This window comes from Streptomyces sp. NPDC001401 (genome assembly GCF_042895385.1).
Taxonomy (GTDB): domain Bacteria; phylum Actinomycetota; class Actinomycetes; order Streptomycetales; family Streptomycetaceae; genus Streptomyces.
Genome location: NZ_JBIAWI010000004.1, coordinates 439,990 through 454,447 on the forward strand (window position 1 = coordinate 439,990; position 14,458 = coordinate 454,447).

Here is a 14,458-nt window from a genome sequence, read left to right on the forward strand (position 1 = left end):
CACCCCCCCCTCAGACCACACGAGAGGCTGGACCGACCGTGCACGACGATCTCATCGCCCGGGCCACATCCTGGCTCGCCGAGGACCCCGACCCGGAGACCCGCGACGAGCTTGCCAAGCTCATCGAGGCCGGTGACGTCGCGGAGCTCGCCGAGCGATTCAGCGGCACCCTCCAGTTCGGCACCGCAGGTCTCCGCGGCGAACTCGGCGCCGGGCCCATGCGCATGAACCGTTCGGTCGTCATCCGTGCCGCCGCCGGACTCGCCGCCTACCTCAATGCCAAGGGGCAGCGTGGCGGCCTGGTCGTGGTCGGCTACGACGCCCGGCACAAGTCCGCGGACTTCGCGCGCGACACCGCCGCCGTGATGACGGGCGCGGGCTTCCGGGCCGCGGTACTTCCCCGTCCGCTCCCCACGCCCGTCCTCGCCTACGCGATAAGGCACCTCGGCGCGGTCGCCGGCGTGGAGGTCACCGCCAGCCACAACCCACCCCGCGACAACGGCTACAAGGTCTATCTCGGCGACGGTTCGCAGATCGTGCCGCCGGCCGACGCGGAGATCGCCGCCGAGATCGACGCGATCGCCTCCCTGAACGACGTGCCGCGTCCGGAATCCGGCTGGGAGACCCTCGACGACGGCGTCCTGAACGCCTACCTGGCCCGCACGGACGCGGTGCTCGCCGCCGGTTCCCCCCGCACCGCCCGCACCGTCTACACGGCGATGCACGGCGTCGGCAAGGACACCCTGCTCGCCGCGTTCGCCCGCGCCGGTTTCCCCGCGCCCGTCCTGGTCGCCGAACAGGCCGAGCCGGACCCGGACTTCCCCACCGTCGCCTTCCCCAACCCGGAAGAACCCGGCGCCATGGACCTCGCCTTCGCGAAGGCCCGCGAGACCGACCCGGACCTGATCATCGCCAACGACCCCGACGCGGACCGCTGCGCCGTGGCAGTCAAGGACGACAAGGCAGATGGGGCCTGGCGGATGCTGCGCGGCGACGAGGTCGGGGCCCTGCTCGCCGCCCATCTCGTCAGGCGCGGAGCACGGGGCACCTTCGCCGAGTCGATCGTCTCGTCCTCCCTCCTCGGCCGTATCGCCGAGAAGGCGGGTCTGCCGTACGAGGAGACCCTCACCGGCTTCAAGTGGATCGCCCGCGTCGAGGGCCTGCGCTACGGCTACGAGGAGGCCCTCGGCTACTGCGTCGACCCGGACGGCGTGCGCGACAAGGACGGCATCACCGCCGCGCTGCTCATCACCGAGCTGGCCTCCGAGCTCAAGGAGGAGGGCCGGACCCTGCCGGACCTCCTCGACGACCTCGCCGTGGAGCACGGGCTGCACGCCACCGACCAGCTCTCGGTCCGGGTGGAGGACCTGTCGGTCATCGCCCGCGCCATGGAGCAGCTGCGCGAGCAGCCGCCGACCGAGCTGGCAGGCCTCGCCATCACCAGGGGCGAGGACCTCACCCGGGGCACCGACAGGCTGCCGCCCACCGACGGGCTGCGCTACACGCTCGACGGCGCGCGCGTCATCGTCCGCCCGAGCGGCACGGAGCCCAAGCTGAAGTGCTACCTGGAGGTCGTGGTCCCCGTCGCCGCGCACGCCGGCCTCCCGGCGGCCCATGCCACCGCGAACGACCTCCTCGCGGCGATCAAGCGGGACCTGTCGGCGGCGGCCGGCATCTGAGCCGTATCGCGCGAAGCTGCCGCGCCGCTCGATCTTGAAGGGGTGTCCCCGGCCACTGCCCGGGGACACCCCTTCGAGTGATTTCCCCAGGGCTGTTGACCCGGCCGCCACACGCCGCCCCGGCGCCCGGGCAACGGTGGACCGCAACCGCACCGCCGAGCCAGCCCTGGAGCCGCCGCCGTGTCCACGACCGCATTCCGGCCGACACCCCGAGCGACCACCGCGCCCCCCGGCCGGGAGCCGCGGCCCCATGGTGTGCCGTCCCTGCTGCGCCGCGCGGCCCCCGCTCTCCTCGCCTACCTGGCCGTACGCCTCACGGGCCTGCTGGTCCTCGCCCTCTGGGCCCACCGTCAGCACCACGGCGTCTGGCCGATCCTGGCGATCGAGTGGGACGCCAGGTGGTACCTCGGCATCGCCGACCACGGCTACGCGCACGCGCTCGGCACCGAGTACGACGCGAACAACCTGGCCTTCTTCCCGCTCTACCCGTGCCTGGTGAAGGCGGTCGCGGTGCTCACTCCGGGCAGCCGTGCCTCCACCGGACTGGCCATCGCCGTGCTCGCCTCGCTGCTGGCCGCCTGGGGGGTCTTCGCGGTCGGCGACCGGCTGCACGGCCGCCGGGTGGGCGTCCTGCTGACGACGCTCTGGGCCGCGTATCCGGTCGGGCTGGTGCAGTGGATGGGGTACACCGAGTCCATGTTCACGGCGTTCGCCGCCTGGGCGCTGTACGCCCTGCTGGCCGACCGGCCGCTTCTCGCGGCATCCCTCGCCTCGCTGGCCGGCCTGACCCGCCCCACCGGCATCGCGGTGGCCGCCGCGGTCACGGCCTGGGCGCTGCTCGCCCTCCGCCACCGCCCGCGCGACATCCGCCTGCTCGCGGCCGCCGCCCTCGCCCCGCTCGGCTGGTGTGCGTACGTCGGCTGGGTGGGCCTGCGGCTGGGGCGCTGGGACGGCTACTTCGCCGTACAGCGGCTGTGGCACAACAAGCTGGACGGCGGCGTGGAGACGCTGCGCCGGATCAAGGAGCTCCTGGGGGTCGACCCCCGGCCGCATCTGTTCCTGGTGATGGTGACGTGCACGCTCGTCGCGTCGGTGGTGCTGTTCGGCCTGGCGGTGTGGGACCGCCAGCCGCTGCCCCTGCTGGTCCTCACCGGCGTCCTGCTGGTGATCGTCCTGGGCAGCGGCGGCGTCTACTTCCCGCGCGCCCGCTTCCTCATGCCGGGCTTCCCGCTGCTGCTCCCGGTGGCCCTGCACCTGACCCGCGCCTCCCGCCGCTACCGCACCCTCTTCCTGACGGCAGCGGTGCTCGGCTCGGCGTACCTGAGCGCGAACATGGTCCTGCTGTGGCCGAGCGCGCCCTGATTTCCAGGGCCTGTCCGGCGGATCAGGCCGACTGCCGGGAACGGCGCCTGTCGGCCGCCCCGAGCGGGGTCATGGGGGTCCCCCACGCCTTTGAGGCAGTGGGGGAGCACCTGCCAGAGCCCGCGACGCCGAGCCGATCCGCCGGACGGGCCCTAAGGGAGCAGCAGGAGCGCGGCCGTCCACGCCAGGGCCACGAGGACGGCCTCCGGCCACAGCCGGCGGTTCCGTTCCCGTTCGCCGCACGCGCCGAGCGGGCGGGCGGACGGTTCCTGCCACATCGCGGTGATCTCGGCGGCGACCCGTTCGTAGGGGTGGATCAGACTCAGCCTCCGCTCCAGCCGCGGCAGGCGGAAGCCGAACGCCCGTCCACTCCGTGAAGCCGCCCCGCCGCCCGTCGGCGCGTCAGCCCGTGGCCACCAGAATCGCCAGCAGTACCGCCCCGGCCAGCGCGGGCCCCGCGATCTCGTACGCCCAGCGCACCGTCACCTCGCCCTGCGCCCGCTCCGCCTGCTCATGGTTCTCGAACAGCTCGCGCAGGTCGTCCATGACCTTGTCGCTCTCGGCGCGCGGAGGCCCCTCCGGGAGGGCGCCGCCGCCCAAGGACCCGCCGGGCCCGAAGGGACCGCCCATACCGCCCAAACGGCCCCGTGGACGCCGACCGCTCGCCTCCGCGGTCCGGTCCGCCGTCGCCCTGGCCTCCCGCCGCGCCGCCTTCTTCCGCGCCCGCAGCGAGACGGGGACGGACCACAGCTGGTACTTGCTGCCGGACTTCGCGACGACCTCGTTGGAGTAGCCGGACCGCAGCACGGCGACCTCTCCCCAGGGCACCACGACGATGCGCAGCGGGTTGCGGATGCGCAGCCGCTGCTCGTTGGCGTGGACGGCGGGGCGCAGCGTGAAGGCGACGACCAGCGGCACGATCAGGATCAGCGTGGCGAGCGCCAGCCACGGGGTGCGGCCGTGCCCGGAGACGATCGCGTCAATGCCCAGCCAGCCCGCGATGGCAAGCAGCAGGACGCCGCCGGCGATACCCGCGGGCGACCGGTAGACCCGGTCCTTGAACTCGGGGGCCGAGGGCTGCGGTGCTGGTGACTCGTGGTCCGGGGTCGTCATGGCCCCGATTGTGCCCGACATCCGACACGCTGCTCATACGTGGTGGGCGGGCACTCGACGAGCAACCGGGGGTGTACAGCCGCTACGCGCGTAGATATGCTCGTCTGGTGACCATGCCCACCACTGCAAACACAGCACACGCTCTCGTTGACGTCACCGCGTCCGACAGCACGCTGCGCCGCTTCCTCCACGGGCTGCCCGGCGTCGACGCGGTCGGCCTGGAGGCGCGCGCCGCCTCGCTCGGCACCCGTTCCATCAAGACGACCGCGAAGGCGTACGCCATCGACCTCGCCATCTCGATGGTCGACCTGACGACGCTGGAAGGCGCGGACACCCCGGGCAAGGTCCGGGCGCTCGGCGCCAAGGCGGTCCACCCCGACCCCACGGACCGTACGGCCCCCGCGACCGCGGCCGTCTGCGTCTACCCCGACATGGTGCCCGCCGCGAAGGAGGCCGTCGCCGGCTCCACCGTGAAGGTCGCCTCGGTCGCCACCGCCTTCCCGGCCGGCCGCGCCCCGATCGCCGTGAAGCTGGCCGATGTGCGCGAGGCCGTCAACGCGGGCGCCGACGAGATCGACATGGTCATCGACCGCGGGGCGTTCCTCGCGGGCAACTACTTGAAGGTCTACGACGAGATCGTCGCCGTGAAGGAGGCCTGCGGAGCGGACGCCCGCCTGAAGGTCATCTTCGAGACCGGCGAGCTGTCGACGTACGACAACATCCGGCGCGCGAGCTGGCTCGGCATGCTGGCGGGCGCGGACTTCATCAAGACGTCCACGGGCAAGGTCGCGGTCAACGCCACCCCCGCCAACACCCTGTTGATGCTGGAAGCCGTACGCGACTTCCGCTCGCAGACCGGCATCCAGATCGGCGTGAAGCCGGCCGGCGGCATCCGCACCTCCAAGGACGCGATCAAGTTCCTCGTTCTGGTCAACGAGACCGCGGGCGAGGACTGGCTGGACAACCACTGGTTCCGCTTCGGCGCCTCCTCGCTCCTGAACGACCTGCTGATGCAGCGTCAGAAGCTGGCCACCGGCCGCTACTCCGGCCCCGACTACGTGACGGTGGACTGATCCATCATGGCTTTTGAGTACGCACCCGCACCCGAGTCCCGCGCGATCGTCGACATCGCGCCCTCGTACGGCCTGTTCATCGACGGCGAGTTCACGGAAGCCGCCGACGGCAAGGTCTTCAAGACGGTCTCCCCGAGCACGGAGGAAGTGCTGTCGGAGGTCGCCCAGGCCGGCTCGGAGGACGTCGACCGCGCGGTGAAGGCCGCCCGCAAGGCGTTCGAGAAGTGGTCGGCGCTGCCCGGTGCCGAGCGCGCGAAGTACCTCTTCCGCATCGCCCGGATCATCCAGGAGCGCAGCCGCGAACTGGCCGTCCTGGAAACCCTGGACAACGGCAAGCCCATCAAGGAGACGAGGGACGCGGACCTCCCCCTGGTCGCCGCGCACTTCTTCTACTACGCGGGCTGGGCGGACAAGCTCGACCACGCCGGCTTCGGCACCGACCCGCGCCCGCTCGGCGTGGCGGGCCAGGTCATCCCCTGGAACTTCCCGCTGCTGATGCTGGCGTGGAAGATCGCCCCGGCGCTGGCGACCGGCAACACGGTCGTCCTCAAGCCCGCCGAGACGACCCCGCTCTCCGCCCTGTTCTTCGCGGACATCTGCCGCCAGGCGGGCCTCCCCAAGGGCGTCGTCAACATCCTTCCCGGCTACGGCGACACGGGCGCCGCACTCGTCGCGCACCCGGACGTCAACAAGGTCGCATTCACGGGGTCGACGGCGGTCGGCAAGGAGATCGCCCGCACAGTGGCCGGCTCCCGCAAGAAGCTCACCCTCGAACTGGGCGGCAAGGGCGCCAACATCGTCTTCGACGACGCCCCCATCGACCAGGCCGTCGAGGGCATCGTCAACGGCATCTTCTTCAACCAGGGCCAGGTCTGCTGCGCGGGCAGCCGGCTCCTCGTCCAGGAGTCGATCCAGGACGAACTCCTGGACTCCCTCAAGCGCCGTCTGACCACGCTCCGCCTCGGCGACCCGCTGGACAAGAACACGGACATCGGCGCGATCAACTCCGAGGAACAGCTCTCCCGCATCACCTCGCTGGTCGAACAGGGCGAGGCGGAGGGCGCCGAGCGCTGGTCCCCGGCCTGCGACATCCCGTCCTCCGGCTACTGGTTCGCCCCGACGCTCTTCACGAACGTCACCCAGGCGCACCGGATCGCCCGCGACGAGATCTTCGGCCCGGTGCTGTCGGTCCTGACCTTCCGTACGCCCGACGAGGCGGTCGCCAAGGCCAACAACACGCAGTACGGCCTGTCGGCGGGCATCTGGACCGAGAAGGGGTCCCGGATCCTGGCCGTCGCGAACAAGCTGCGCGCGGGCGTCGTCTGGTCCAACACGTTCAACAAGTTCGACCCGACCTCGCCCTTCGGCGGCTACAAGGAGTCGGGCTTCGGCCGCGAGGGCGGTCGTCACGGCCTGGAGGCGTACCTCGATGTCTGATCGGCTCAGTGTCTTCAAGACCTACAAGCTGTACGTCGGCGGGAAGTTCCCGCGTTCCGAGAGCGGCCGGGTGTACGAGGTGACCGACAAAAAGGGCAACTGGCTGGCGAACGTGCCCCTTTCGTCCCGTAAGGACGCCCGTGACGCGGTGGTCGCCGCGCGCAAGGCGTTCGGGGCGTGGTCGGGCGCGACGGCGTACAACCGCGGCCAGATCCTCTACCGCATCGCGGAGATGCTGGAGGGCCGCCGCGAGCAGTTCGTGCGCGAAGTGGCCGACGCGGAGGGGCTGTCGAAGTCGAAGGCCGCCGTGGTCGTGGACGCGGCGATCGACCGCTGGGTCTGGTACGCGGGCTGGACCGACAAGATCGCCCAGGTGGTCGGCGGCGGAAACCCGGTCGCGGGCCCGTACTTCAACCTGTCCTCCCCCGAGCCGACGGGCGTGGTCACCGTCCTGGCCCCCCAGGAGTCGTCCTTCCTCGGCCTGGTCTCCGTCATCGCCCCGGTGATCGCGACCGGCAACACGGCGATCGTGATCGCCAGCGAGAAGTCCCCGCTCCCGGCCCTCTCCCTTGGCGAGGTCCTGGCCACCTCCGACCTGCCCGGCGGCGTCGTCAACGTCCTCTCCGGCCGTACGGCGGAGATCGCGGCACCGCTGGCCGCGCACCAGGACGTCAACGCGATCGACCTCGCCGGCGCCGGCACCGACGATGGCCTGGCGAAGGAACTGGAGATCGCGGCGGCGGACAACCTGAAGCGCGTTCTCCGTCCACAGCCTGTGGATGAAGTCGACTGGTCGGCGACTCCGGGCACGGACCGCATGACGGCGTTCCTGGAGACGAAGACGGTCTGGCACCCGACGGGGTCACTGGGTGCGTCGGGCTCGTCGTACTGAGCCCTGCTGAAGGCCGAGAGCCGCGTCCTCCCTCCGTCCGGGGAAGACGCGGCTCTCACTCGTCCGCCGGCGGCCCGGCGGTCCGGCTCAGACCAGGTGGCCGCCCAGCAGCATTGCGGCCGTGCCCAGCGCCGCCGGAACCGTACCGACCGGGCTCTCCTGGGCGAGGCCGGCCAGGCCGGAGAGCGGGCCGGCGATGTGCGGGTTGTCCATCGGGGCGACCGTGTTGCGGGTGAGGGCGCCGCGCTTGAGGCCCTGGACGGAGCCGGTGACGGACCGCACCTGGCCGGTCGGCGCCTGCAGGCTCTTCTGCGGGTCGAGCTTGCCGAGCGCGGTGGCCGCGGCGACCGGCGACACGGGCACCTTCACGGCGGCAGTGGAGTCCGCGGACGCCGTCGCCGCGCTCGCACCGAGGGCCGCCGAAACGGTCGCGAGGGCGATCAGGGCGCGCTGGGCGTGGGGCTTGGAGGGGGAAGCGTGTCGTGCCATTGCAGAAGCCACCTTCGAATTCACTGAGTAATCAGGTCGACACGAAGGGTAGTTGAGATGTGATGCGCACTCCAAAGCCGACCCGCGGGGTCGGCAGGGCGTACGGAATACGTCAAACTGGTGTCCCGTGAGCATTCATCTCCCCTCCCCCGCCCGCGTCGTACTGCTCTGCGGCCCCTCGGGCTCGGGCAAGTCCCTTGTCGCCGCCCGCTCCGGCCTCCCAGTGCTGCGCCTCGACGACTTCTACAAGGAGGGCGAGGACCCGACGCTGCCACTCGTGGCGGGAAGCTCCGACATCGACTGGGACCACCCGGACTCCTGGGACACGGAAACGGCCGTCGCCGCGATCGCGGAGCTGTGCCGCACCGGCCGTACGCACGTCCCGGTCTACGACATCTCGCTGAGCGCCCGCACGGGCGAGGAGACCGTCGACATCGGGCGGACCCCGCTGTTCATCGCGGAGGGCATCTTCGCGGCCGAGATCGTCGAGCGCTGCCGGGAGTTGGGGCTGCTGGCCGACGCCCTGTGCCTGAACCGCGGCCCGGTCCGCACCTTCCGCCGCCGCTTCCTGCGCGACCTCAAGGAGGGCCGCAAGTCGGTCCCGTTCCTGCTCCGCCGCGGCTGGCGTCTGATGCGCCAGGAACGCTCGATCATCGCCCGCCAGACCGCCCTCGGCGCCTACGCCTGCGACCGGGACGAGGCCCTGGGCCGGCTGGCCGCGGCCGCGGTGGGCCGCCGCCCGGCGGCGACTCCCACCCCCTGATCGCACACAGAAGCGGGAGCACACACGAAAGCGGGACTGGACGGACCCCCCGGCCCTCCAGTCCCGCTCTCCCCCGTTACCCCGTGGTGCTTCCCCCGTGGATCCCCCGTTGGTCCCCCCGGTTACCGCTCCCCCGTGCTTCCCCCGTTACTTGCTTCCCCCCACAACCCTCAGGCGACGAGCTCCCCGAAGGCGTCCTCCTCGTCACGGCCGAAGCTGAGGACCTCGTCCTCGCGCAGCCGGCGGAGCGACCGCCAGATGCTCGACTTCACCGTGCCGACACTGATGTCGAGGATCTCCGCGATCTCCGGGTCCGTGCGGCCTTCGTAGTAGCGAAGGACCAGCATGGTGCGCTGGAGCTCGGGGAGGCGGGCGAGCGCCTGCCACAGGACCGCGCGCAGTTCGGTGCCGCGCATCGCGTCCGTGTCGCCGGGCGTCTCCGGCAGTTCCTCGGTCGGGTACTCGTTCAGCTTGCGGCGGCGCCACGCGCTGATGTGCAGGTTCGTCATGGTGCGGCGGAGGTAGCCCCCGACCGCGGCCTTGTCGCTGATCCGGTCCCACGCCTTGTACGTCGAGAAGAGGGCGCTCTGGAGCAGGTCCTCGGCCTCGAAGCGGTCGCCGGTCAGGTGGTAGGCGGTGGCGTACAGGGAGGCGCGACGCTCCTGGACGTAGGCGGTGAACTCCGCCTCCGACAGCGAGCGATGCTCCCCCGTGTCCTCCCTGTACGCGCTTCCCCCGTGCGGATCCCCCGTGATCCCCGTGAAGGTGTCAACCACCGTCATGTACGCGGTGTGCTGACGCCCGGTGCCGCGAACGCACCCCCGCCCGTTCACGGCACCGGACTTCTCTGAACCCCGGCCCCCGTTCACGTCGTGCAGGCGCGTGACCACTGCGCTGGTGCTGGTGCTGTGCAGCATGTTCATCTCGCGCCCCCCGTCGTGGACTTCCGGTGTTCGGCTTGCTCAGGCGGTGTATCTCTGTGGTGCTTCCTTGCCTGTGCCGAAAAGCTTGCCCCCGCACCTTCATGGCCGTGTCCGCCGACTGTCACAGACCTGTCACAGGGGTCGGCCGCAGGGAAGACACAGCACGGTCACAGAGAAGAGCGGTACGAGCACGCAGGCGTACAGGTCCGCAGCAGGAGTCGAAACCCCGACCCACCATGGGCCAGAATGAGCGCGTGCCTACCCTGTTGCTGATCGAGGATGACGACGCCATCCGTACGGCCCTGGAGCTGTCTCTTACGCGCCAGGGACACCGGGTTGCCACCGCTGCCACCGGTGAGGACGGTCTGAAGCTCCTGCGCGAGCAGCGGCCGGACCTGATCGTGCTGGATGTGATGCTGCCCGGCATCGACGGGTTCGAGGTGTGCCGGCGCATCCGGCGCACGGACCAGTTGCCGATCATTCTGCTGACCGCGCGGAGTGACGACATCGACGTCGTGGTCGGGCTGGAGTCCGGCGCGGACGACTATGTGGTCAAGCCGATCCAGGGGCGGGTGCTGGACGCCCGGATCCGGGCCGTACTGCGGCGCGGCGAGCGGGAGTCGACCGACGCGGCGAGCTTCGGCAGCCTGGTCATCGACCGCGCGGCCATGACCGTGACCAAGAACGGCGAGGACCTGCAGCTCACGCCCACCGAGCTCAGGCTGCTCCTGGAGCTGAGCCGGCGGCCCGGCCAGGCCCTGTCGCGGCAGCAGCTGCTGCGGCTGGTGTGGGAGCACGACTACCTCGGCGACTCCCGGCTGGTGGACGCGTGCGTCCAGCGGCTGCGTGCGAAGGTGGAAGACGTGCCGTCGTCCCCGACGCTGATCCGTACCGTGCGCGGCGTGGGCTACCGGCTGGACACGCCTCAGTGACCGAAGCGCAAGGGGGGGTTCGCGGCTGGGCCGCGGCCCGCAAGGGACATCTTTCACGGCTGCGTTTCACCAGTCTGCGGCTGCGTCTGGTGGTCGTCTTCGGGCTGGTGGCGCTCACCGCCGCCGTGTCCGCGTCCGGGATCGCGTACTGGCTCAATCGTGAGGCCGTACTCACCCGCACCCAGGACGCGGTGCTCGGCGACTTCAAGCAGGCGATGCAGACCCGGGCGGGCACGCTGCCCCCGCACCCCACGCAGGACGAACTGCAGCACACCGCCGGCCAGATGGCCAACAGCAGCCAGCGCTTCAGCGTGCTGCTCGTCGCGCAGGACCCCGGCGGCAAGACGGTGTACGGCAGTTCGGGCGGCCTCGACGGCTTCTCGCTGCGGGACGTGCCCAAGTCGCTGCGCGCCGCGGTGAACAAGAAGCAGCAGGTCGACTCCGGCAACAAGGACGCGTACCACCTGTACTGGCAGCGCGTCGTCGACCACGGCACGCCCTATCTGGTGGCCGGCACGAGGGTGATCGACGGCGGGGCGACCGGCTACATGCTCAAGTCGCTGGAGCCGGAGGCCAAGGACCTCAACTCCCTCGCCTGGTCGCTGGGGATCGCCACCGGGCTGGCGCTGGTCGGCTCGGCGCTGCTCGCGCAGGCCGCCGCCTCGACCGTGCTGAAGCCGGTGCAGCGTCTCGGGGCAGCCGCGCGCAGGCTCGGCGAGGGCAAGCTGGACACCCGGCTCAGAGTGTCGGGGACCGACGAACTCGCGGATCTGTCACGGACGTTCAACTACGCGGCCGAGGCCCTGGAGAAACGGGTCGAGGACATGGCCGCGCGGGACGAGGCGTCCCGGCGCTTCGTCGCGGACATGAGCCATGAACTCCGTACGCCGCTCACCGCGATCACCGCCGTGACCGAGATCCTGGAGGAGGAGCTGGAGGCGGAGTCCGGGTCGATGGACCCGATGATCGAGCCTGCCGTACGGCTCGTCGTCAGCGAGACCCGGCGGCTCAACGACCTCGTCGAGAACCTCATGGAGGTCACCCGCTTCGACGCGGGCACCGCCCGGCTGGTCCTGGACGACGTCGACCTCGCCGACCAGATCACCGCCTGCATCGACGCCCGGGCCTGGCTGGACGCGGTGGACCTGGACGCCGAGCGCGGCATCCACGCCCGCGTCGATCCGCGCCGCCTGGACGTGATCCTCGCCAACCTGATCGGCAACGCGCTCAAGCACGGCGGGTCGCCGGTGCGGGTGTCGGTGCGGCCGTCGGACGCGGACAGCGGAGAGGGAGCCCAGATCGTCATCGCCGTACGCGACCACGGGCCCGGCATCCCCGAGGACGTCCTGCCGCACGTCTTCGACCGCTTCTACAAGGCGAGCGCGTCCCGCCCGCGCTCCGAGGGCAGCGGCCTCGGCCTCTCCATCGCCCTGGAGAACGCCCACATCCACGGCGGCGAGATCACTGCCGCCAACTCCCCCGACGGGGGTGCGGTGTTCACGCTGCGGCTGCCGCGGGACGCGTCGGCGCTGACGGAGGAATCCGAGAAGGACACGGGGAAGAACGGGAACGCCTCATGACCGTACGACGCCTGCCGGCGCTCCGCCTCCTTGCCGTCCCTGCCCTCCTGGCCGCCCTGCTCACCGGGTGCGGCATCCGGTCCACCGAGGTGCCGACGGACTTCGGGGCGGCGCCCTCCCGGGTGCAGTGCTCGCTGGCCGAGCCGGACGTCTCGACACAGGCCTCGCGCGGGCTGCCGGTGCAGGTGTTCCTGCTGTGCAGCTCGTCATTGGTCGCCGTGGACCGGACGGTACGGGTCCCGGACGGCTCCCCGGACTCGCAGCGGCGGGTGCTGGTGGCGCAGGGGTTGCTCGACCAGCTTGCGGCAACGCCCTCGGCCGCCGAGAAGGAGGCCGGGTACACCACGGACGTACGCGGCGGCATGACCGTGAGCGGCCCCCGCTCCGGCGACCCCGAGGACGCGCTCCGGCTGAGCAACCCGCCCGGTGACCTCACGTCCTTCGCGCTGGCCCAGGTCGTCTGCACGTTCTCCGACTCGGCGGCGGCCGAGGGCGACGGCTCGGTCATCCTCGGCGGCCCCGGCAAGGAGCCCCTGCGGCGCTACGAGTGCACGGACGAGGTCCGCTCCCGCCCGGGCACCGAGCAGCCGCCGTCGAGCGAGGTCACGGGCGGCTGACGTACGGGTGTGGCGGAAGCCTCACAGAGGTACCTCTGGACAAGCCGGAACCGATCCTGCCGCGGGCCGCGTCTAGGGGGTCGTGCAGCGTCAAGGCGGAACCGGTGAAGCCCGGTGGAGCACCACGCCCCCGAAGGGGCGCGGGGCTGCGACATATGCGGCTCCGCCGCGTGGGCGCGACCAGCCACAGACGGCCCGCGGATTCCGAACCGGCCTTCAAGCGGAGCGTGCCCGCAGTGCCGCGATCCGCATCCGTGTGACAGGGGGTGTCCTCCTCGTCGCACACCTCGCGTTCGTCGCCTGGCTCACGCTGCGCCCGCTGGATGTGCCCTGGGTGATGCCCCCCAACCTGCATCCGTTCGCCGGGATACGGGCCGACCTGGCCCTGGGACGGCCGGAGGCGGCCCGCCGCATCGGTGAGGGCGTCGGCCTCCTCGCGCCGCTCGGCGTACTGCTCCCGATGGCGCACGGCAGGCTCTGGGCCTTCCCGCTCGCCTCCTTCGTCCGTACGGTCGCCGCGGGCGCGCTGGTCTCCCTGGGCATCCTGCTGCTGCAGACCGGAGTGCCCGGCCGGGTACCGGACGTCGACTCGCTGCTCCTGAACACCGTGGGCGTGGCGCTCGCCCATCTCGCGGTCGTCCCCGCGGCCCGTTCCTGGCTCCGCCGCAGGTCCGAGCGGAACGAACGGGCGGCCGTCCGCCAGGAGGAAGCGGTTCAGGGTCGAACCCCGACGTTTCCCAGGGTCGGGATCGCACCGTAGAGCGACGCTTTGCCCCCTTCGTCTCCGTAGCGTGGAAGGCAGATGAGGCAGCCGCCAAGAGGCCGCCTAAACCGTCGCTCACGAAGGAGCCGCACATGTCCGCCCTCGTCCGCCCCACCCACGGCCGCATGATCGGCGGCGTGTGCGCCGGTCTGGCGCGGCGCTTCGGTACCTCCGCGACCACGATGCGCGTGATCTTCCTGCTCTCCTGTCTGCTGCCGGGCCCGCAGTTCCTGCTCTACATAGCGTTGTGGATCCTGCTGCCCTCGGAGGAGAAGGCGGCCCGCACCGCCTGGTGAGCCCCTTGTCGTACGTACGCCGATGGGGCGCACCCCGTGCCCAGGGGTGCGCCCCATCGGCGCATTCGGGAGGCGGCTCAGCCGATCGGCATACCGTTCACGGGCAGGCCGCGCGTGGGCACCGGCAGACCGCCGAGCAGCCCGGCGACCGGCGCGGACGGGCCGTCGGCGATCGCACGGGCGGACGGCTGCACGGAGGACAGACCGCGTTCGAGGGCGGGCTTGCCCTGGGCCACCGCCGCCTGGGCGCCCGGCAGCGCCTGGGAGACGTTCTGCGCCGGGAGCGCACTGGTGACGGAGCCCAGCGTCCCGGTGGCGTCCGGAACCGCCGGGGCCGCGTTCGCGGCGCCCGCGCCCGTGGCGGCGAAGGCGGCACCGAGAGCGGCGACACCGAGGGTCTTGGCAGCAGACTGCTTCATAAAATGCGTCCTCGAAATGGGGTTGGGGGAATGTGAGCGGTGTCCACGACCGTAAACACGGGCACCCGCCCGTCGCAAACATCGAAATGCGAACGGGTTGTGAATACCCGTCCGCATTCC

General features: G+C 71.4%; 16 protein-coding genes. 11 read left to right on the plus strand and 5 right to left on the minus strand.

The features are described 5' to 3' along the window. Positions 1-38: 38 nt before the first annotated feature. Both ACFY10_RS17310 and ACFY10_RS17315 read left to right on the plus strand, forming a co-directional pair. A complete protein-coding gene (locus tag ACFY10_RS17310) occupies positions 39-1,679 on the plus strand; it encodes a phospho-sugar mutase (protein WP_390665963.1) in 1,641 nt (546 codons plus the stop codon). Between the two features lie 180 nt (positions 1,680-1,859). Then, positions 1,860-3,041 (plus strand): hypothetical protein, encoded by a 1,182-nt coding sequence (locus ACFY10_RS17315; RefSeq protein WP_390665964.1) that lies wholly within the window; start codon positions 1,860-1,862, stop codon positions 3,039-3,041. A 152-nt stretch (positions 3,042-3,193) separates the two neighbouring features. Here the strand turns inward: ACFY10_RS17315 and ACFY10_RS17320 are convergent, their stop codons facing one another. Together ACFY10_RS17320 and ACFY10_RS17325 are read right to left on the minus strand one after the other, a co-directional pair. After that, positions 3,194-3,319 (minus strand): hypothetical protein, encoded by a 126-nt coding sequence (locus ACFY10_RS17320; protein WP_390665965.1) that lies wholly within the window; start codon positions 3,317-3,319, stop codon positions 3,194-3,196. A gap of 124 nt (positions 3,320-3,443) precedes the next feature. Continuing rightward, positions 3,444-4,154: a PH domain-containing protein gene (locus tag ACFY10_RS17325; protein ID WP_390665966.1), complete on the minus strand. Its 711-nt coding sequence runs from the start codon at positions 4,152-4,154 to the stop codon at positions 3,444-3,446. A gap of 113 nt (positions 4,155-4,267) precedes the next feature. On the opposite strand from ACFY10_RS17325, the gene deoC reads away from it, so the two are divergent. Genes deoC through ACFY10_RS17340 form a run of 3 tightly spaced genes read left to right on the plus strand, consistent with a single transcriptional unit; the run spans position 4,268 to position 7,556 of the window. Then, positions 4,268-5,227 (plus strand): deoxyribose-phosphate aldolase, encoded by a 960-nt coding sequence (deoC, locus tag ACFY10_RS17330; RefSeq protein WP_390665967.1) that lies wholly within the window; start codon positions 4,268-4,270, stop codon positions 5,225-5,227. A 6-nt stretch (positions 5,228-5,233) separates the two neighbouring features. Next, on the plus strand, positions 5,234-6,664 hold the full coding sequence (locus tag ACFY10_RS17335; RefSeq protein WP_390665968.1) for an aldehyde dehydrogenase family protein: 1,431 nt from the start codon (positions 5,234-5,236) through the stop codon (positions 6,662-6,664). Beyond that, the gene (locus tag ACFY10_RS17340) at positions 6,657-7,556 is read left to right on the plus strand and encodes an aldehyde dehydrogenase family protein (protein WP_390665969.1); all 900 of its coding nucleotides are present in this window, start codon (positions 6,657-6,659) and stop codon (positions 7,554-7,556) included. Before ACFY10_RS17335 ends, ACFY10_RS17340 begins: the two co-directional genes overlap by 8 nt. An 87-nt stretch (positions 7,557-7,643) precedes the next feature. Here ACFY10_RS17340 and ACFY10_RS17345 read toward each other — a convergent pair whose 3' ends face one another. Further along, positions 7,644-8,045: a hypothetical protein gene (locus tag ACFY10_RS17345; protein ID WP_390665970.1), complete on the minus strand. Its 402-nt coding sequence runs from the start codon at positions 8,043-8,045 to the stop codon at positions 7,644-7,646. A gap of 127 nt (positions 8,046-8,172) precedes the next feature. Between ACFY10_RS17345 and ACFY10_RS17350 the strand changes: the two genes are divergently transcribed. Beyond that, positions 8,173-8,808, plus strand: coding sequence for a uridine kinase (locus ACFY10_RS17350; RefSeq protein ID WP_390665971.1), 636 nt, complete (start codon positions 8,173-8,175; stop codon positions 8,806-8,808). 170 nt (positions 8,809-8,978) lie between these two features. Here ACFY10_RS17350 and ACFY10_RS17355 read toward each other — a convergent pair whose 3' ends face one another. Next, a complete protein-coding gene (locus ACFY10_RS17355) occupies positions 8,979-9,731 on the minus strand; it encodes a SigE family RNA polymerase sigma factor (RefSeq protein WP_390665972.1) in 753 nt (250 codons plus the stop codon). Between the two features lie 254 nt (positions 9,732-9,985). Between ACFY10_RS17355 and afsQ1 the strand changes: the two genes are divergently transcribed. From afsQ1 to ACFY10_RS17380, 5 genes are all read left to right on the plus strand, one after another. Further along, positions 9,986-10,663: a two-component system response regulator AfsQ1 gene (afsQ1, locus tag ACFY10_RS17360; RefSeq protein ID WP_390665973.1), complete on the plus strand. Its 678-nt coding sequence runs from the start codon at positions 9,986-9,988 to the stop codon at positions 10,661-10,663. Next, positions 10,660-12,243: an ATP-binding protein gene (locus ACFY10_RS17365; RefSeq protein WP_390665974.1), complete on the plus strand. Its 1,584-nt coding sequence runs from the start codon at positions 10,660-10,662 to the stop codon at positions 12,241-12,243. The genes afsQ1 and ACFY10_RS17365 overlap by 4 nt, the downstream gene beginning before the upstream one ends. Then, positions 12,240-12,860: a hypothetical protein gene (locus tag ACFY10_RS17370; protein WP_390665975.1), complete on the plus strand. Its 621-nt coding sequence runs from the start codon at positions 12,240-12,242 to the stop codon at positions 12,858-12,860. Before ACFY10_RS17365 ends, ACFY10_RS17370 begins: the two co-directional genes overlap by 4 nt. Before the next feature lie 256 nt (positions 12,861-13,116). Then, complete coding sequence (locus ACFY10_RS17375) at positions 13,117-13,620, plus strand: VanZ family protein (RefSeq protein WP_390665976.1); 504 nt, start codon at positions 13,117-13,119, stop codon at positions 13,618-13,620. Positions 13,621-13,715: 95 nt separating this feature from the next. Continuing rightward, positions 13,716-13,919, plus strand: coding sequence for a PspC domain-containing protein (locus ACFY10_RS17380; protein WP_030929945.1), 204 nt, complete (start codon positions 13,716-13,718; stop codon positions 13,917-13,919). Between the two features lie 77 nt (positions 13,920-13,996). Here ACFY10_RS17380 and ACFY10_RS17385 read toward each other — a convergent pair whose 3' ends face one another. Further along, positions 13,997-14,338, minus strand: a complete 342-nt coding sequence (locus ACFY10_RS17385; protein WP_390665977.1) for an ATP-binding protein — start codon at positions 14,336-14,338, stop codon at positions 13,997-13,999. Positions 14,339-14,458: the final 120 nt, after the last annotated feature.

Coding starts and splice junctions, on each gene's coding strand:
- ACFY10_RS17345 (WP_390665970.1), bottom strand. CDS start 8,045: ATGGCACGACACGCTTCCCCCTCCAAGCCCCACGCCCAGCGCGCCCTG.
- ACFY10_RS17335 (WP_390665968.1), top strand. CDS start 5,234: ATGGCTTTTGAGTACGCACCCGCACCCGAGTCCCGCGCGATCGTCGAC.
- ACFY10_RS17340 (WP_390665969.1), top strand. CDS start 6,657: ATGTCTGATCGGCTCAGTGTCTTCAAGACCTACAAGCTGTACGTCGGC.
- ACFY10_RS17320 (WP_390665965.1), bottom strand. CDS start 3,319: ATGTGGCAGGAACCGTCCGCCCGCCCGCTCGGCGCGTGCGGCGAACGG.
- ACFY10_RS17370 (WP_390665975.1), top strand. CDS start 12,240: ATGACCGTACGACGCCTGCCGGCGCTCCGCCTCCTTGCCGTCCCTGCC.
- ACFY10_RS17385 (WP_390665977.1), bottom strand. CDS start 14,338: ATGAAGCAGTCTGCTGCCAAGACCCTCGGTGTCGCCGCTCTCGGTGCC.
- deoC (WP_390665967.1), top strand. CDS start 4,268: ATGCCCACCACTGCAAACACAGCACACGCTCTCGTTGACGTCACCGCG.
- ACFY10_RS17355 (WP_390665972.1), bottom strand. CDS start 9,731: ATGAACATGCTGCACAGCACCAGCACCAGCGCAGTGGTCACGCGCCTG.
- ACFY10_RS17380 (WP_030929945.1), top strand. CDS start 13,716: ATGTCCGCCCTCGTCCGCCCCACCCACGGCCGCATGATCGGCGGCGTG.
- ACFY10_RS17325 (WP_390665966.1), bottom strand. CDS start 4,154: ATGACGACCCCGGACCACGAGTCACCAGCACCGCAGCCCTCGGCCCCC.